We start from the raw sequence: 17,582 nt of genomic DNA on the forward strand, positions 1-17,582 counted from the left end.
CCCCCTCGGCTATTGGGGGATGGACTACGGCTCCGATGGACTTGCTCGTTCGCCGTCCCAGACAACCCTCCCTTCGACCGCGAGTTTCTCGAGGTGGGCCCGGACGGTCGCTCGAGCCAGTTCCCGGACCCCGGCGAGATCCTTCTCGTAGGCGGTTTCGAGGATCTCCTCGAGTGTCTCGGCCCCCGCGTCAACGGCCTCACGGACTCGCCGTTCTCGCCGCATTCGGTGCTCGAGGAGCCGTTCGAGGGCCTCTCGAGGGTGATCGATGATCGGGCCGTGGCCGGGCAACAGTTCGGGCGGGTCGATCGCCCAGAGGCGTCTGAGCGTGCTCATGTACGCGCGCATCTCGCCTTCAGGGGCACCGACGACGACGCTTCCGTCCCGTATCGCACAGTCGCCACAGACGACGGGCCCGCCATCGCTCACGACGAGTGCGACGTGATCTCTGGCGTGGCCGGGCGCGTCGAGCACGGTAATCGTCTCGGTTCGATCCGACTCGTCCCCGATCGAAATTTCCGATCCCGGCCACAGCAGCCGGTCCGGCTCCCGTCCCGTCGCCGAACGAAATTGATCGATATGACCGCGGTGGGCCCAGAGCGTGGCGTCAGTTCGGGCGGCGTACGCGTCGACGCCGCCGACGTGGTCCGGGTGCGTGTGGGTGAGCACGATGTGCTCAACGCCGCGGGCTTCGACCAGTTCGTCGAGTTCGTCGGTTCGATCCGCGGGATCGACGAGCACCGCCGGGTCGGTCCCGATGAGATACGCGTTCGTCTCGCCTCCCGGCGCGGCGGTCTCGACGGGAATCGAAAAGCGAGTGACGTCCATAGACGGTGATTCGCTCGAGACCAAAAATGCGTATCGGAACTGCGAACTGTGAGTTCGGTCGACCAAGAGCCAATTAGTCGAATGGCGAGAAAGTAGTCTGACGACGACGCGGAATCAACCGGCTACCACGGAATCAATCGACGGAATCGTCGACGGCCGGCAATGTGAACGAAATCGTCGTTCCATCGCCCGGAGCCGAATCGATCCATATCTCGCCACCGTGGCGTTCGAGGATACGTCGACAGATCGTAAGTCCAATCCCGCTTCCGACATATTCCTCGTGGCTGTGAAGGCGTTGAAACATCTCGAAAACGCGGTCTTCGTCCTCGTGATCGATGCCGATCCCCTCGTCGCTGACCGAGAGGGTCCACTCTTCGCCCTCCCGCTCGCTCGAGATCGTGATTCGAGGCGACCCATCGCCGCTGTACTGGATCGCGTTATCCAGCAGGTTCTGGAAAACGAGACGGAGTTGATTGGGGTCACCCCGGACTGTCGGGAGCGATTCGACGGTGATTTCGGCGGCCGTTTCTTCGATTCGCATCTCGAGATTTGCCAACGCCTCATCGATGATTTCCTCCAGATTGACCGGTTCGAAGGTGTCTCCTTGCGCGTCGATTCGTGAAAACGTGAGGAGTCCCTCGATCATCGACTCCATTCGGTCGGCCCCATCGACAGCGTACTTGATGAATTCTTCTGCGTCTTCGTCGAGTTCGTCCCCGTACCGTTGCTCCAGTAGTTGCAAGTAACTCGAGACCATTCGCAACGGCTCCTGGAGATCGTGAGATACGGAGTGAGCGAACTGCTCGAGTCGCTCATTCGAGCGCTCGAGCTGTTGCTGATATTCGCGGCGTTCCGTGATATCGAAGTGTGCGACCGCGACGTATTCCCGCTCACCGTGGGCAAACGACGCCGCCCGCATGAGGAACCAGCGCTTTGTGTCGGGTGAATGGCAGGGATACTCGAATTCGAAAATCTCCCGATCGCCCTCGAGAAGTTCGGATAAGCCGGCGACGACCGCCCGTGCGGTCTCCGACTCGGACTGGGCAGTTACCTCGAGATAATTGAGGCCAATAGTGCTTGGCCGAAGCTCGATATCGTTCGCCTCCCCGAACTCCCGCCACGTACGATTCGTGTGCAAGATCGTTCCCTCCTCGTCCAGAATAGCGAAATTCATCGGAAGGGTGTCGACAGCGGACGTAACGAGAGCCTCTGGCTCCCAGGAGTTCATGGACGAGGCCAGTCGGTCGATGAAGATAACGCTGTTCCCGTCAAACCGAAGCGACACACTCAGCGGATCTCGGGCGCTCCAGTAATCCGCCAGACTCCATCAAAACGAACGGTGCAAACAGGTGGTTTTGCGTCTGTGTTCGATCCGTTCATTATATCCTACGACACGCTCGCGACCGGCTGCGCTCGCGGATGGAAGCCGGCTGTGGTACTCGCCCGGGAACTGCTGTGCATCGTACTACGTCGAGAACGAGACGACTGGTGATCGGCGCGAACTGCTCCGAACGAAAACTAGTCGAACGACGGTATTCAGCCGGCGCTGGGTACGACACGTTCCCCGGCGCGTTACCCCCACCGGCTCCGAATTCGGATCGAAGTCGCAGTCGCGACACCGATCGCGACTCAGTGGTTCAGGTAGGTAACTCAGTGGTTCAGGTAATAAACTTGTTTGCGCGCGTCGCGGAAGCTGTATCGGGATTCGACGAGTTCGACGTCCTCCAGACGATTGAGCGCGTAGCGAACGGTTCGGTCGGGAAGGAGCGATTCCTCGGCGAGTTGGCCCTGGGAAAGCGGGGAATCGGTCTCGAGAACTTTCGCGACGAGCTTTGCACTCGGCGGCAAGTCACGAAGGCGGTCGCGGTATTCGGTTTCGGTCAGTGAGTCTTCGGCGGCGGCGGCCTGTTCGTCAGCCGTACTCATGCTCATACCATCCCCAGCGAATGGACGATGGTAAAGCTTCCCTATATGGGAATACGAATAATCCAGTTTGTAATAGGTGTATAAGTAGCATATATATTCGTTTTGCGAACCGCTCTTCCCGTTGGCAATCGTCGCACCCAGTATGGAATCCGTTCCAGCCGAGTACGCAGATTTGCTCGAGCGAGAGAGTATCGCGCACTTCTCGACGATTATGCCCGACGGAACGCCCCAGGTCACCCCCGTCTGGATCGACGCCGACGACGACGGCTACATCCTGGTCAACACCGTTCGAAGTCGACAAAAAGCAGAAAACGTCTCGGAAAATCCGAAAGTGGGCCTCTCGATTACAGATCCGGACGATCCATACCGGTACGTTTCGATCCGGGGAGAAGTTGAGGAACTGACGACCGAGGGCGCGGTCGAACACATCGACAGCCTCGCACAGCGATACATGGACCGCGAGGAGTATCCGTACCACGACGACGAAGACAGTTCCCGAGTGATCGTTCGGATCCGACCCGACCGCGTGATTACGGGACAGTAGCCGTGAGAAGCCGTCCGAGCGCGCCGCAGGCGGCTACTCGGTGGATGGCAATTGCTCGAGTGAAGCGAAGAAGCCGGTTGTTCGACTGGTCGGAAGCAATCTGTCCCTCGAGTCACCGCTCTCCGTTCGGCGACGAAGGCCATTGCCGGCATCCGATAGCCGCTACGACGACGCCATCGTCCCTCGGACCGAGTCTGCGAGAGCGCAATTGCGGTGTTATCACCGCCGTTCGTCGCCGAACGGACGAAATCAGTCTCGAGGCCGTTGCTCATCGGCTTCCAGTATCGTTTTATCCTCCGACGCCTGTAGTTTCTTCCAGTGTGAAAGGACAGGAGTGGTACCAGGCCGACGATGTCGCCGAGGAGTACGACGATAAACGGTTCTCTCAGGGTGGCGAACTGATCGACCAGCGTGAGAAAGAAGCCGTACTCGAGGCGATTACTCCCCTCGAGGATAAAGACGTACTCGAAATCGCCTGTGGTACCGGGCGATTCACCGTGATGCTCGCAGCACAAGGTGCGAACGTCGTGGGACTCGATATTTCGGCTGCGATGTTGCAGCGTGGACGCCAGAAAGCAAAGCAAGCGAACGTCTCGGAGAACCTCGAGTTTCTCCGAGGCGACGCAGGACGACTGCCGTTTCCGGACGACCACTTCGATACGGTCATCGCGATGCGATTTTTCCACCTCGCGGACGACCCCGAGGGATTCCTACGCGAGATGCGCCGCGTGTCGCGCGACCAGATCGTCTTCGATACGTTCAACCGGTTCTCTTCGCGGAGTATCTACAACTGGGCGCTCCCGATGGGATCGCGACTGTACTCGAAAAGCGAGGTAAGCGTCTTGCTGGCTAAGACCGAACTAAAACTCGAGGACGTCGAGGACGACTTCATCGTTCCGTACGGCTTTTACCGATCGATTCCGAACGCGCTCGCGTCCCCGATCCGAAGTCTCGACACCATGATCGGAGAGGTTGCACTCACCGATCATCTCGCTTCGGTTTCCTACTGGAATACTCGCGTCAGATGAGAACCGGACACTAACTGATTACTCTCTGACTGATTGGCGAGAGAAGAACCCCAGTCTATTTTTACTGTCGGGAGAGTCTACATATTCGTATGGAGCTCTCGGTAGTCGTCTCGACGCTCAACGACCGGGAGCAACTGCTCTCTAGTCTCGACGCGCTCGCCGAGCGCACGCCGTCGACGACTGAAATCATCGTCGTTAACGGCCCTTCCTCGGACGGAACGACCGGCGTCGTCCGCCAACGAGGCGATGTCGATGTCCTCGTCGAGATATCGGAACGGAACACCAACGTCTCTCGAAACGTCGGTTTCGAGACCGCCTCGAGCGATGTCGTGGCGTTTCTCGACGGGGGATACGTTATCGACCAGGGATGGTACGACGCGATCGAGAACGCGATGAAAGCGAGCGCCGATATCGTCACCGGACCGGTGTCGGGTCTCGTCGATTCGGAATCGAGACAGCCGCGAACGATCGTCGGCCAGACCGTAACGCCGTTCGATTGCGATAACGTCGCGTTCGATTCGACGGTGCTCGAGGCGTTGGACGGCTTCGACGAGTACCTGTCCGTCGATGGCTCTCGAGACTGCGCTCACCGAGTGAGCGCGCTCGGGTTCGACGTGACCTGGAACGGGGAGATGGCCACCCGCTACGACGTCGAAACGGACGGGGGTCGGCCAGAACCGGACTGGGGAGCGATGTATCGATCCCTGGCCTACCGACTGGCGAAGAACTACGGGCCCCGACCGACCGTCCTCGGACGGATCGGCGGCAGTGCGATTCGAGACGGCATCTCGGCTATCCGGACCATTATTTCCGGCGAAACGACGCCGACGGGTTGGCTCGGTGACGGTCTTTCGGTGACGAAAAATCTCGCGAGCGGATTCGCCGACGGTGTTCGGGCTCGATACGCCGACCGGTCGATGCGCCGAAATCCGAACGGCGTTTCGGTGAGACACGACCGCGCAGTGCAGGTGTACGACCGACGCGAGTCTGAGTAACCGTCCGTTCGAACGGTCGCCCGGTCAGTCGTGATCCGGTGCGAGCGATTCGATCACGCGACAGGCGTTTTTCGAAAACGCGCGCCAGAGCTTATCCTCCGGAACGTCGAGCGTGAGGATTTCCATCACCGCCACGTCGGGGTGACAGTCGGGCGCACCGCTCCCGAACAGGACTCGATCCGGGTGTTCGAGCAGCGCGCGCTCGAGCACGTCTCGATACCTGACGAAGCTGGTCTCGAGATAGCAGTCGTCGTACGTATCGAGGAGATCGATCATCTCGTTCATCAGGTCGCGGTCGAGCGGGTGGCCGCCGAAGTGAGAGACGATAACGGGAATCGACCGCTCGAGGAACGTCTCGGCGAGTCGGGCTGGTGGGGCGTCTTTTCCGCCGCAGATGATGATCGGGTGTCCGACATCCTCGAGAACGTCGAGAACGGTCTCATCGGGGTAGCCGTCGACTCGCGGATCGAGGACGAATCCGTGGAACCGATCGTCGTAGGCGTACTGTTCGACGTCCTCGGGGGTCGTATGAAACTCCTTGCGGCCAGATACGACGTTTCGAAGCCGATTTGCGGGCGTCGATCCCCTTCGTTCGGAGCCGTTGATGCGTGCGAACGCGACGAACGGCCTGTCGACGCTCCGGCGCGCGACGCCATTGTTCGCGGCCACGTAACTCGTCTCCGGCGTCGCCCGCGGGAAGACGACCGCTCTCGTGATTCCGGCCTGGTGCATCTCTCGCTCGAGTCGGTCGGGCGACAGGTTCGGGGTTCCCCCACTCGTTCCGGTGACGGGCGTTAGTCTCGTATAGACGTCGACGATCCGAAACCCGTGTTCCAGCTCCAGCATCCCAGCCACTTGTTGTCGATCATCCCATATTTCCCTATCGGAAGACGGCGTTAGCCCTGTGACTGTCCTTCGCACGACCAATCGCCAGAGGGAACCGAGGTAGGAGGGAAAAAGTTATATAGAAGTGCTGATGACATAGTTAGTGAGGATTCAACTATGGCACAACAGCGACGCATGGGCGGACAGCCGATGTTTGTTTTGAGCGAGGATAGTCAGCGAACGCAGGGCCGCGATGCCCAGTCGTCGAACATTATGGCCGGCAAAGCGGTCGCCGAGTCAGTACGGACGACACTCGGCCCTCGAGGTATGGATAAGATGCTCGTCGGTTCGAGCGGCGACGTCGTCATCACCAACGACGGCGCGACCATCTTGAACGAGATGGATATCGAGCATCCGGCCGCACAGATGATCGTCGAAGTCGCTGAGTCCCAGGAGGACGAGGTCGGCGACGGAACGACGACTGCGTCCGTGCTCGCCGGCAACCTGCTCGGCGAAGCCGAGGACCTCATCGAACAGGACGTTCACGCCACGACCATCGTCGAAGGGTATCACGAAGCCGCCCGGATCGCACTCGAGGCGATCGACGAGCAGGTAAGCGAAGTGGATGTCGACGACGACATTCTCAGACAGGTTGCCGAGTCGAGCATGACCGGCAAAGGAACCGGCGGTCTGACGACCGAAGAGCTGGCCAAAACCGTCGTCGAAACCATCCGTCACGTCGATACGGACGACGGCGTTGCACGCGACAACGTCTCCGTTCACACGCAGGTCGGTGCCTCCTCGAACGCGACAGAGCTCGTCTCGGGCATCGTCATCGACGAAGAACCCGCCCACGACGAGATGCCGACCGATGTCGAAGACGCGTCGATCGCACTCCTCGACGTCGAACTCGAGCTCCGGACCGGCGAGGTCGATGCCGAGTACGCAATCGACTCGATCGACCAGCTCAACGCGGCGATCGACGCGGAAGAAGGCGAACTCGACGGCTACGCCGAAACGATCGTCGACAGCGGCGTAGACGTCGTGTTCACGACCGACGGTGTCGACGACCGCGTCGCCGCCAAGCTCGCGAGCGAAGGGGTCCTTCTCTTCGAGAATCTCGGCAGCTCCGACGCTCGAGACGTCGCATCCGCAACGGGTGTCAGCCGCGTCGGCTCGCTCGAGGACCTCGAGGAAGCCGACTTCGGCCACGCCGAGCACATCCAGACGAAGACCTACGGCGACGACGACCTCGCGTTCATCGAGGGCGGCGCGGCCGCCGAATCGGTCACCGTCTTCGTCCGCGGCGGCACCAAACACGTCGTCAACGAACTCGAGCGCACCATCGGCGATGCCCTCGATGTCGTCTCGACGGCGCTCGATTCGGGCGAAGTCGTCCCCGGCGCAGGAGCGACCGAGATCGCGATTGCCGATAAGGTCCGCTCGGAAGCGGCCAGCATCGAAGGCCGCAAACAGCTCGCAGTCACGTCGTTCGCGGACGCGATCGACATCATTCCCCGAACATTGGCTGCGAACACGGGACAGGATCCGATCGACTCCCTCGTCGATCTCCGGGCCGTCCACGAATCCGACGGACGCGCGGGCCTGATCACCGACAACGAAGACGTTACGATCGGCGACCCACTCGAGCACGGCGTCGTCGATCCGGCCGACGTCAAGCGTGAAGCCGTCGAGAGTGCGACCGAAGCGGCGACCATGATCGCTCGCATCGACGACGTCATCTCGGCTGAGTAGGACGGACTCTTGCACACAGCCCTCGAGTACAGTGAGAACGACCGATACCGCGTTTCCTTTTCGAAGCGGCCAGCATTGTTAAGTATTAACACCCGAAATCATCCCGGTCATGTCGGGGAATTCGCCGCCGGATCGACTACGAAAGGTCGGTGAAGCAACTGGTCAAGTGGTTTACTACGACGATACTCGCGGAACCTATCACACGTGGTGTGACGACGACGAATTCGAACCGGTGAGTACGGCGTTGCTCGTCACGGTTTCGTCGGTGTTCGGCGTCGAGCCCGAAGATCTGGATGCGCTGGGTGAGTGTATCGATCCGGACGCGTTGAACGCGATTTTCGTCCACTGGCGCGGTGACGAACCCCGCATCGGAGACGGAGCCGTCTCGTTCTCGTTTTCCCACTGCGACGTCACGGTGAAATCGGACGGCGAAATCATCATCGATCCGCAGAACAAGGTCGAAGACGCCGCCGAAATTCCGGTGGAGGAAGCCGCTTAACCGGGTTTCTTCGGGGCCGGTTCGAAACCGGGATAGCCCCAAGCCCCCGTTTTTCATCGCTCGTCGTGAAACCTCATCAGCGTGGTGTGAACCAATCGGAGTGGCTGCGAGAAGTGTAGTGGGTCTGGGCGTCAGGGCTCGAGCAGTACTCCGTCGCCGCTCCCGAGATCGTACGCGTCGTCGCCGCGCCCGTCGTTGACGTCAAGTTCGACGTAGCCATGACTGCCGACGGTCGCGAGTTGCTCGCCGGTGCGAACGGAGGCGAACGTGGTTCCGACGGGGACGCGCTCGCCGTTCGCATCGATCGACTCTCGATCAGCAATGAACTCGCCGGGAACGTTCGTGATGACGTTCCCGAAGTCATCGACGACGAGTACTTCGCCGCGCGCTCGTGGCGGATCGGAATCGATAGCCGCGGTCGGGAGTTTGTAATCGACGAGCGAATCGATCGAGTCGATCGGTGCTAGCCCCTCGAGAGATCCGAGCCGATCCGGTGGCGTCTCGTGAACCGCCGCGGCGGCCGGAGCAAAGATGTCTCGTCCGTGAAACGTCGTACTTCGACCGCTCGGGGGTCTTTCGTCCGTCGGTTCCGGCGTGTGCGGGATCTCGACCGGCGTGTGCGGAATATCGAGCAGGTCGCTCTCGGTTGCCGACTCGTCGATTTCGAACGCCTCGAGCGGCCCCTCGGTGGCGTTCACAAGCGCTCGAGCGGGCGGAAGCAAGACGCCGTTGTCCGGGCCGACGAGTGCGTGCTCGCCGGCACGGAAGACGATCGCACGGCGGTCGGTTCCAACGCCCGGATCGACGACCACGAGATTCGTCGCCGGCGGATAGTACGGAAGGGTTTCTCGAAGCCAGAAGGCGGCCGTTCGGATGTCTCCTCGGGGAAAATCGTGGGCGATATCGACGAGGCGGGTGTCCGTTCGCTGGTAGAGGACCCCTTTCATCGCTGCTGGATACGGCGAGCCGAAATCGGATGTGAGCGTTATCATACTCGAAAGTCAGTGCCCGTTCGAGTCGGAGTCGCTGACCATCTGCAGCCGTTCGATCCCGTTCGCTTCGTCGACGACCTCAACGACGGGGTCGGGAACCAGCCGTTCCCAGTCTTCGTCGTCGATCATCCGTTCGCGGACTTCGGTTCCCTCGAGGACCTCCCGATTGAACATCGGCGACTGGCGGACGTCGACGCCGGCCTCCTCGAAGAGCTGGATGACGAGCGGGTTGTTCGAGTACGCGATGTCGAAATCCGGGCTCATACTCTGGACGTGACTCACCCAGACGGAGTTTCGGTCGAGGTCCTCGATCGGGACCGCGTAGGTCACGAGGTCGAATTCCACGAGGGATTTCGTGATCATCATAATGCGTTCACCCGCAGTGAACGGGTTTCGCGTCGAGTGCGAATCGCCGGCGCTTCCGATGCCGAGAACGAGTTCGTCGACGTCCTCGGCGATCCGTTTGACCATGTTGTAGTGGCCGTTGTGAAACGGCTGAAACCGCCCGATATAGAACCCCCGGGTCATGACCAATAGTGACAGGCCGCCTTGCTTAAGCGTGGCGAGTTTGGACGGTTCTCGTCGCGGGGGTGTCGTGAGAATTTTTGTACTGATCGACGGGGGCGGTACGAAGCCGCCGCCCGTGCCCGAAACGGGCGGTTTCGCGACCGGCGTCTCTCCGTCGCGACTCCGAGCAGACGTTTCGGACGTGGACCCGCCGTTTGTGAGGGTCCTAACGCTTGCGAGGACCTGAAACGCGCCAGGAAGATACTGTAACAGCCGATGGAACCGTTCGTTGTCAGCCCAATATCGTCAAAACAGCGGATAGAACCCGTCTTCGAGGCGACTGCGACAGCTACCGTATGGAGAAAGTATATCAGTCGCAATCCCTTCGAAACAGGTACTGAATAGCATTCTATGAGTAACGACACGAATGTTGACGACCCTCCCGAAGACCCCTCCTTGCACCCGCCAACCGAGGAGCAACAGGGAGCGGAGGAGTCGCTCGAGGAGGGCGGCGAGGATGTCGACGGGGACGAGATCCGCGACGACATCGATTCCGCGGACGAGGGAATCAACGCTGATAACGACAATCAAGACCAACGTGATCGAGCGAGTGAAACGAACGGGCCGAGCCTCGGCGATGACGAAGACGAGCGCGACGAACAGCCGGCGGACGAGGACGACGACATCGAAACTGTCGAGGATCTCGGCAGTACGGTCGACGTCGATCCCGGCGTCGAAATCGACGAATCGATCGAAGACGACGACCTGCTCGGCGGCCTCCAGATAGACTCTACCGCCGATATCGAGGTCCCCGACAGGCTCGTCGACCAGGTGATCGGGCAGGACGAAGCGCGAGACATCATCATCAAAGCGGCCAAACAGCGCCGCCACGTGATGATGATCGGCTCTCCCGGGACCGGGAAGTCGATGCTGGCGAAAGCGATGAGCCAGCTACTGCCTCAAGAGGACCTTCAAGACGTTCTCGTCTATCACAATCCCGACGACGGCAACGAGCCGAAAGTCCGGACGGTTCCCGCTGGGAAGGGAGAACAGATCATCGACGCCCACAAAGAGGAGGCTCGAAAGCGCAACCAGATGCGCTCGATCCTGATGTGGATCATCATCGCGATCATCATCGGCTACACCATCATTAGTCAGACGAGCCTGTTGCTCGGTGTGATCGCAGCCGTCGTCATCTGGTTCTTCTTCCGGTACACCTCCCGCGGCACGGACGCGATGGTGCCGAACATGATCGTCGACCACAGCGACCAGCGAACGGCACCGTTCGAGGACGCAACGGGTGCTCACGCCGGTGCGCTGCTCGGCGATGTCCGTCACGACCCGTTCCAGTCCGGCGGGATGGAGACCCCGAGCCACGACCGCGTGGAACCCGGCGGGATCCACAAGTCGAACAAGGGCGTGCTGTTCGTCGACGAGATCAACACGCTCGACGTCCGCACCCAGCAGAAGCTGATGACGGCGATTCAGGAGGGTGAGTTCGCGATCACGGGCCAGTCCGAGCGATCCTCGGGTGCGATGGTCCAGACCGAACCAGTCCCCTGTGACTTCGTCATGGTCGCCGCGGGTAACATGGACGCGATGGAGAACATGCACCCCGCGCTCCGTTCCCGTATCAAGGGATATGGATACGAGGTGTACATGGACGACACCATCGAGGAGACTCCCGAAATGCGCCGGAAGTACGTCCGGTTCATCGCCCAGGAGATCGAACGCGACGGCCGGCTTCCGCACTTCGAGCCCGAAGCCGCAAAGGAGGTCATCCTCGAGGCCAAACGCCGCGCAGGGCGCAAGGAACACCTCTCCTTGCTCATGCGTGAACTCGGCGGACTCGTCCGCGTCGCGGGCGACATCGCTCGAGCGGACGACCGCGAGTTCACGAACCGCGACGACGTCTTGCAGGCCAAGGACCGCTCGCGCTCGATCGAGCAACAGCTCGCCGACGACTACATCGAACGGCGCAAGGACTACGAACTGCAGGTCACCGACGACGGCGTCGAAGGACGCGTCAACGGGCTCGCCGTGATGGGCGAAGACTCGGGTATCATGCTTCCGGTGATGGCCGAGATCGCGCCCGCACAGGGCCCGGGCCAGGTCATTGCGACCGGCCAGCTAAAGGAGATGGCCGAGGAATCGGTCCAGAACGTCTCGGCGATCATAAAGAAGTTCTCCGACGTGAACCTCTCGGAGAAGGACGTTCACATCCAGTTCGTCCAGGCCGGCCAGGGCGGCGTCGACGGCGACTCCGCCTCGATTACGGTGGCGACCGCCGTCATCTCCGCCCTGGAGGACATCCCGATCGACCAGACGGTCGCGATGACCGGCTCGCTCTCGGTCCGAGGCGACGTCCTCCCGGTCGGCGGCGTGACTCACAAGATCGAAGCCGCTGCGAAAGCTGGCTGTGACAAGGTCATCATCCCCGAAACGAACGAACAGGACGTGATGATCGAGGACGAATACGAGGAAATGATCGAGATAATCCCGTGTTCGAACATCAGCGAGGTCCTCGAGGTCGCGTTGATCGGTCAGCCCGAGAAGGACTCGCTGCTGAACCGACTCAAGCAGATCACCGAATCGGCGTTCGATCAGCAGGTCTCCCAGACCGGCGGTTCGAACCCGAGCCCGCAATAGATGCCGAACTGGACGGCGTTCGCGGCTATTACGATCGTCGTCCTCGTGTTGTTACTGGTTCTTTCTCACCTCACGCAGTCTGCGTTTTCACGGACCGCGGAGTCGGCCGATCGATCGGACGGATCCACATCGGGAGGGGCGCCCAAGACCGACGATTCGGACGCGGATCCGTTCATAACGGAGGCCGAATCAGAAGCGGTCACCGACGATCGGACTGCGATCGACCGGCACGGACGCGAAGCTGAGAAAGACGAGAGCACACTCCACTCCTCGCTAGCAGAGACGGAAACCGCCCGGTACCCATCCGAAGCCGATTTCGTTTCCGGCTCGAACGCGGACAGTCAGTCCGACGTTCCCGACTCCGATTCGGTTCGTCCCAACTCGACTCGAGACGAGCCCACCAGTCCGGACCCCGCCGAGATGTCCACGGAAATGTTACTGGCCAACGTCGCGCTCTCGCAGGGAGTGTTCGCGGTCGTGTTGATCGGAGCCGCAATCTACACCGGGATTCCGGCCGAAGCGCTCGGCCTCGCGTTTTCACAGTCATATCTCATCACGGGACTCGTGATCGGAACGGGACTTGGAATCGCGCTATACGTCGCCAACGAGATCGGGGCCGCGATTTCGACCTGGATCGGGTTCGACCACGACGAGGAGCTTCGCGAGTTGCTCGGGCCGGACTCGGTCGGCGAGTGGGCCGTGCTCCTCGGGTTCGTTCTTCCGGTCATCGCCGTCTTCGAGGAGTTGCTCTTTCGAGCGGCGCTGATCGGCGTTTTCGAAGCCGGCTTTAGTATCTCGCCGTGGTTCCTGGCAGTCGTTTCCTCGATCGCGTTCGGTCTCGGCCACGGCATGCAGGGATCGGTCGGCGTGATCGTGACGGGCGCGCTCGGATTCGTACTGGCGGCGGCGTTCGTTCTTACCGGGAGCTTTCTGGTCGTCGTCGTCGCACACTACCTGATCAACGCCTTCGAGTTCGTCGTCCACGAAGGGATCGGGTTCGACTGGGCGGCGGTCCTCGAGACCGACGGCGACGACGGTTGAGAGCCTCCACTCAGGACCCCGTCTCGAGCGGCCAACCCTCGAAAGCTAAGGGAAACCGACTCCTCGAGTGAGCTATGGTGAAACTTGAGGAGTCGTCACAGTCGGTGTATCGAGCGATCGTGATCGGCGTCGGACTCTATTTTGCGCTGTTGATTCTCGGACAGGCACTCGGCGTCCCGCTGGCAATTCTCGCCGCACAGGTGGTGTTTGGCCTCATTGCCATCACTATCGGGTCGTTACTGTATACTCAATCTGCGAATCCGACAGCGACGATTGCGGGCGCTTCCGGGGCGCTCATCGGCGGGGGACTCGCACAGTTTCTCTGGCTGGCGACCGGCGAGCAGGTCTTTAATCTGCTCGCGTCGATCCTGGTTTTTCTCGGGATCGGGCTCTACATCTATCTCGTGTGGACCTCGCCCTGAACGGGCGGCCGGGAAGTTCGTACTGGTCGGTTCTCGAGCTTACAACTCTTCGAGCGATCGAAGCTTCTGCTCGACCGACGGCGGTGCCGCGCTGGGTCCGTCTCGCACGCGGTGATCTGGAATGAGAATCGGGGCCGGGTTTTCCGCGAGCGCGGTTCGAACGAGTGTGATGTCTTCCTGCTCGTCGGGATCGAGTCCGGGCGTCATTCGCGCCAGCCCCGCCACGTCGGTTCCCTCGCCGTAGGGAATCGCCTCGACCTGTTCTAACACCTTGCGTTGGTCCGTCGGAACAGTGAGCGCGACGGTCACGTCCGAAAAGTCGGGTTCCTCGAGGCCGCTGAGGTAGTCGTCAATCTCCTCGAGAATCGGGTGTTCCGTCTCGGCGTCCTCATCGGGCGTATCCGGAAACGTGACGCGCAACACGCGCCCGCTCGCGACGCCGATTTGAACGAACCGCTCGAGGTACGGCGACTCACGCGCGTAGATACCGGCGTCGGTAACGTCCTCCATACGCTTCCTCGGAGCGGCGTGGACTTGAATATTCGCCAGCCGCCGCCGGATGGCGCAAGTCTTATGTACATATGAGTACGTCGATGTACAATAATGAACTCCGAAACCGAGGTTGCCCCCGCGGTCCGGTCGATTCTCGAGGCCGCCCGAGAGCGGGGACGGGACGAGGCCGACAGCGAGAGCGGCCCACAACAAGACGGCGATCGGCTCTCCGTCGACGCGCGTTCGTTCCCCGACGCACTCGAGCGAGCAGAGCGCGAGAATCGCGTGCCGGTGATCGCGGAAGTCAAACCGACGAGCCCGACGAGCGACGGAACGCGGGACGAAGATCCCGTCGAACTGGCCGAATCGATGGTCGAGGGTGGCGCGAGCGCGATTTCGGTGCTGACCGAGCCCGAACACTTCGGGGGCTCGCCCGAGGCACTGACCCGCGTCCGCGAGGCCGTCGATGTCCCCGTGCTTCGGAAGGATTTCGTCCTTCGAGAACCACAGATGGACGTCGTCGAAGCCGACCTCATCCTCCTGATCGCGCGCTTTGTCGACGACCTCCCGGAACTGGTCGCGGCCGCCCGCGAGCGAGGATTCCAGCCCTTAGTCGAGGTCCACGACGCCGCGGAACTCGAGGCCGCGCTCGAGGCCGACGCGTCGATCATCGGCGTCAACAATCGCGACCTGACGAAACTCGAGGTCGATCTGGGCACGTTCGAGTCGGTCGCGCCCGACGTTCCCGAAGACGTCACGTTGATCGCCGAAAGCGGCGTCTCGAGCCCTGATGATGTCGAACGGATGCGTGAGGCGGGGGCCGACGCGTTGCTGGTCGGCAGCGCGATAATGGATCACGCGAACGCGGATGAGGTCGATATCGAGGCGAACACCCGGAGGTTGACACGAGTATGAGTGAAAGCGAACGCGAACGAAACGGAGAACAGACGGACCGAGCGGCGTCCGACGGCGAGTTCGGTCGCTACGGCGGACAGTACGTCCCCGAGGCGCTGATGCCGGCGCTCGAGGAACTCGAGGACGCCTACGAGCGCTACGTCCTCGAGAACGAGGACGGCTTCATGGACGAGTTCGAGCGCCGGATTCGAAACTTCGGCGGACGACCGACGCCGCTCGGCCGAGCCGACCGACTGAGCGAGCGGTACGGCCGCGAGGTCTATCTCAAACGCGAGGATCTCGTCCACGGCGGGGCACACAAGCTCAATAACGCCCTCGGACAGGTCCTGCTGGCGAAGTACATGGGCAAAGAGCGGATCATCGCCGAAACGGGCGCGGGCCAGCACGGCACCGCAACGGCGATGGCGGCGGCCCATCTCGATATGCCCTGCGAGATCTACATGGGTCGAACCGACGTGAACCGACAGCGGCCCAACGTCTTCCGGATGCGGATCAACGGCGCGGAAGTCAACCCCGTCGACATCGGTCGCGGCACGCTCAAGGAAGCGATTTCGGAGACGATGCGTGAGTGGTCCCGGACCGTCGAGCGGACCCACTACGTGATCGGCAGCGTCGTTGGCCCCCACCCGTTCCCAGCGATGGTCCGGGACTTCCAGGCCGTCATCTCCGAGGAGGCCCGCGAGCAGGCAAAATCGCAACTCGGCGGCCTTCCGGACGCCGTCATCTCCTGTGCCGGCGGCGGCTCGAACACGATGGGTGCGTTCCACCACTTCGTTCCCGACGAGGATGTCGACCTCTACGCAGTCGAAGCGGGCGGTTCCTCGCTCGAGGTCGACGAGGAGGCGGGCGTCGCGCCCAACTCCGCCACGCTGTCGACCGGCGACGAAGGGGTGCTCCACGGCGCGCGAACGACGCTCTTACAGGACTCGCACGGACAGATCATGGAGTCCCACAGCGTGAGCGCCGGTCTCGACTACTCGGGTGTCGGCCCCGAGCTCGCACACCTCGTCGATGAGGGACGCGTGACGCCCGTCAACGTCGACGACACGGCCGCCCTCGAGGCGTTCCACCGGGTGTCGACCGACGAGGGGATTATCCCGGCCCTCGAGACCTCCCACGCCTTTGGCTACCTCCACGAGGCGTCCGAAGCGAGCGAGGACATAGGCGAGACCGTTATCGTCAACGTCTCCGGCCGGGGGGACAAGGACCTCGAAACGGTGATCGAGGAGACCGAAAAGCGGGGCCTCGAGAGCGCCCCAGATATGTCCGTCTTCGAGACCGGAGGTGGGATCTGATGGGAGACACCTCCGAAGCCGAACCGGACGCCATCGCGACGGCGTTCGAAGACGAATCGGCGTTCGTCCCCTATCTGGCCGTCGGCGATCCGACCTACGAGGAGTCCCTCGAGTACGTCGAGGCGCTGGCTCACGGCGGTGCGGACCTGATCGAACTCGGCCTGCCGTTTTCCGAACCGATGGCGGAGGGGCCGACAATTCAACAGGCGGTCACGCGAGCGCTCGAGTCCGGCATGACGCCCGAGCGCTTTTTCGAGTTCGTCGAAGACCTCGAGGTCGACGTTCCGCTCGTCTGTATGACCTACTACAACCTTATCTATCAGTACGGTCCCTCCGAGGGGCCGCAGTCGTTCGTCGAGCGGGCCGCCGATGTCGGCCTCGAGGGGTTCGTCGTCCCCGACCTGCCCGCCGAGGAAGCCGGGCCGCTCCGGGAGGCCTGCGATGAGTTCGGCCTCGACCTCGTCTTCATCGTCGCGCCGACGACCCGCGGCGACCGACTCGAGGAGATGATGGACCGCGTCTCGGGCTACGTCTACGTCCAGGCCCGACTCGGCGCGACCGGCGCGCGCGACGACGTCTCCGATCAGACCGAAGGGAGCCTCGACCGGCTGGCCGGCTGGGAGATTCCCAAAGCGGTCGGATTCGGCATCAAGAACGGCGAGCACGCCGAGCGAATCAGTGCGGCAGGGGCTGACGGAATCATCGTCGGCAGCGCGCTGGTCGATATCGTCGCCGAGGGCCACGAAGAGGACCGCCCCGTCGAGGAAACCGCGGAGCGGCTCGAGGCTAAAGCTCGAGAACTCAAAGACGGGGCCCTCGACGGCACGGAAAGACTGCCAGAACCAGAACATCCATAACGCGAAACTTGC

At 61.8% G+C, this 17,582-nt stretch carries 18 protein-coding genes; 11 read left to right on the forward strand and 7 right to left on the reverse strand.

Going from position 1 to position 17,582, the window contains the following annotated elements:
- Positions 1–24 precede the first annotated feature (24 nt).
- From QNM96_RS03175 to QNM96_RS03185, 3 genes are all read right to left on the reverse strand, one after another.
- Positions 25–828, reverse strand: coding sequence for an MBL fold metallo-hydrolase (locus QNM96_RS03175; RefSeq protein ID WP_283834561.1), 804 nt, complete (start codon positions 826–828; stop codon positions 25–27).
- A 133-nt stretch (positions 829–961) separates the two neighbouring features.
- Positions 962–2,056, reverse strand: coding sequence for an ATP-binding protein (locus QNM96_RS03180; RefSeq protein WP_283834562.1), 1,095 nt, complete (start codon positions 2,054–2,056; stop codon positions 962–964).
- Positions 2,057–2,478: 422 nt separating this feature from the next.
- Positions 2,479–2,760 (reverse strand): helix-turn-helix domain-containing protein, encoded by a 282-nt coding sequence (locus tag QNM96_RS03185; RefSeq protein WP_283834563.1) that lies wholly within the window; start codon positions 2,758–2,760, stop codon positions 2,479–2,481.
- A gap of 136 nt (positions 2,761–2,896) precedes the next feature.
- Here QNM96_RS03185 and QNM96_RS03190 point away from each other — a divergent pair, with 136 nt between their 5' ends.
- From QNM96_RS03190 to QNM96_RS03200, 3 genes are all read left to right on the forward strand, one after another.
- Complete coding sequence (locus tag QNM96_RS03190) at positions 2,897–3,298, forward strand: PPOX class F420-dependent oxidoreductase (RefSeq protein ID WP_283834564.1); 402 nt, start codon at positions 2,897–2,899, stop codon at positions 3,296–3,298.
- A gap of 320 nt (positions 3,299–3,618) precedes the next feature.
- Positions 3,619–4,326 carry a class I SAM-dependent methyltransferase gene (locus QNM96_RS03195; RefSeq protein WP_283834565.1) on the forward strand — a complete coding sequence of 236 codons (708 nt, stop codon included), beginning with the start codon at positions 3,619–3,621 and terminating at the stop codon, positions 4,324–4,326.
- A gap of 89 nt (positions 4,327–4,415) precedes the next feature.
- Positions 4,416–5,321: a glycosyltransferase gene (locus QNM96_RS03200; RefSeq protein WP_283834566.1), complete on the forward strand. Its 906-nt coding sequence runs from the start codon at positions 4,416–4,418 to the stop codon at positions 5,319–5,321.
- A 24-nt stretch (positions 5,322–5,345) separates the two neighbouring features.
- Here QNM96_RS03200 and QNM96_RS03205 read toward each other — a convergent pair whose 3' ends face one another.
- Positions 5,346–6,167 carry an amidohydrolase family protein gene (locus QNM96_RS03205; RefSeq protein WP_283834567.1) on the reverse strand — a complete coding sequence of 274 codons (822 nt, stop codon included), beginning with the start codon at positions 6,165–6,167 and terminating at the stop codon, positions 5,346–5,348.
- 189 nt (positions 6,168–6,356) lie between these two features.
- Here QNM96_RS03205 and thsA point away from each other — a divergent pair, with 189 nt between their 5' ends.
- Complete coding sequence (gene thsA, locus QNM96_RS03210; RefSeq protein WP_283834978.1) at positions 6,357–7,901, forward strand: thermosome subunit alpha; 1,545 nt, start codon at positions 6,357–6,359, stop codon at positions 7,899–7,901.
- 109 nt (positions 7,902–8,010) lie between these two features.
- The gene (locus QNM96_RS03215; RefSeq protein WP_283834568.1) at positions 8,011–8,400 is read left to right on the forward strand and encodes a HalOD1 output domain-containing protein; all 390 of its coding nucleotides are present in this window, start codon (positions 8,011–8,013) and stop codon (positions 8,398–8,400) included.
- A gap of 131 nt (positions 8,401–8,531) precedes the next feature.
- On the opposite strand, the gene QNM96_RS03220 is transcribed toward QNM96_RS03215, so the two are convergent.
- Together QNM96_RS03220 and QNM96_RS03225 are read right to left on the reverse strand one after the other, a co-directional pair.
- Positions 8,532–9,392 carry an SAM-dependent chlorinase/fluorinase gene (locus QNM96_RS03220; protein WP_283834569.1) on the reverse strand — a complete coding sequence of 287 codons (861 nt, stop codon included), beginning with the start codon at positions 9,390–9,392 and terminating at the stop codon, positions 8,532–8,534.
- Between the two features lie 9 nt (positions 9,393–9,401).
- Positions 9,402–9,920, reverse strand: a complete 519-nt coding sequence (locus QNM96_RS03225) for a nicotinamide-nucleotide adenylyltransferase (protein WP_283834570.1) — start codon at positions 9,918–9,920, stop codon at positions 9,402–9,404.
- Positions 9,921–10,310: 390 nt separating this feature from the next.
- On the opposite strand from QNM96_RS03225, the gene lonB reads away from it, so the two are divergent.
- The 3 genes from lonB to QNM96_RS03240 all read left to right on the forward strand — a co-directional run bounded on the left by lonB (position 10,311) and on the right by QNM96_RS03240 (position 14,011).
- Positions 10,311–12,548 (forward strand): ATP-dependent protease LonB, encoded by a 2,238-nt coding sequence (gene lonB / locus QNM96_RS03230; RefSeq protein ID WP_283834571.1) that lies wholly within the window; start codon positions 10,311–10,313, stop codon positions 12,546–12,548.
- Positions 12,549–13,589, forward strand: coding sequence for a CPBP family intramembrane metalloprotease (locus QNM96_RS03235; RefSeq protein WP_283834572.1), 1,041 nt, complete (start codon positions 12,549–12,551; stop codon positions 13,587–13,589).
- A gap of 74 nt (positions 13,590–13,663) precedes the next feature.
- The gene (locus QNM96_RS03240; protein ID WP_283834573.1) at positions 13,664–14,011 is read left to right on the forward strand and encodes a hypothetical protein; all 348 of its coding nucleotides are present in this window, start codon (positions 13,664–13,666) and stop codon (positions 14,009–14,011) included.
- Positions 14,012–14,050: 39 nt separating this feature from the next.
- Here the strand turns inward: QNM96_RS03240 and QNM96_RS03245 are convergent, their stop codons facing one another.
- Positions 14,051–14,521: an MGMT family protein gene (locus tag QNM96_RS03245; RefSeq protein ID WP_283834574.1), complete on the reverse strand. Its 471-nt coding sequence runs from the start codon at positions 14,519–14,521 to the stop codon at positions 14,051–14,053.
- A 93-nt stretch (positions 14,522–14,614) separates the two neighbouring features.
- Here QNM96_RS03245 and trpC point away from each other — a divergent pair, with 93 nt between their 5' ends.
- From trpC to trpA, 3 genes are read left to right on the forward strand one after another with little or no spacing between them, the layout of a single operon-like run.
- Entirely contained in the window at positions 14,615–15,418 is an 804-nt protein-coding gene (gene trpC, locus QNM96_RS03250) for an indole-3-glycerol phosphate synthase (RefSeq protein WP_283834575.1), read from the forward strand.
- Positions 15,415–16,713 carry a tryptophan synthase subunit beta gene (trpB, locus tag QNM96_RS03255; RefSeq protein ID WP_283834576.1) on the forward strand — a complete coding sequence of 433 codons (1,299 nt, stop codon included), beginning with the start codon at positions 15,415–15,417 and terminating at the stop codon, positions 16,711–16,713. Before trpC ends, trpB begins: the two co-directional genes overlap by 4 nt.
- Positions 16,713–17,570 carry a tryptophan synthase subunit alpha gene (gene trpA / locus QNM96_RS03260; protein WP_283834577.1) on the forward strand — a complete coding sequence of 286 codons (858 nt, stop codon included), beginning with the start codon at positions 16,713–16,715 and terminating at the stop codon, positions 17,568–17,570. Before trpB ends, trpA begins: the two co-directional genes overlap by 1 nt.
- Positions 17,571–17,582 lie beyond the last annotated feature (12 nt).

Source organism: Halostagnicola sp. A-GB9-2 (assembly GCF_030068615.1).
GTDB lineage: Archaea > Halobacteriota > Halobacteria > Halobacteriales > Natrialbaceae > Halostagnicola.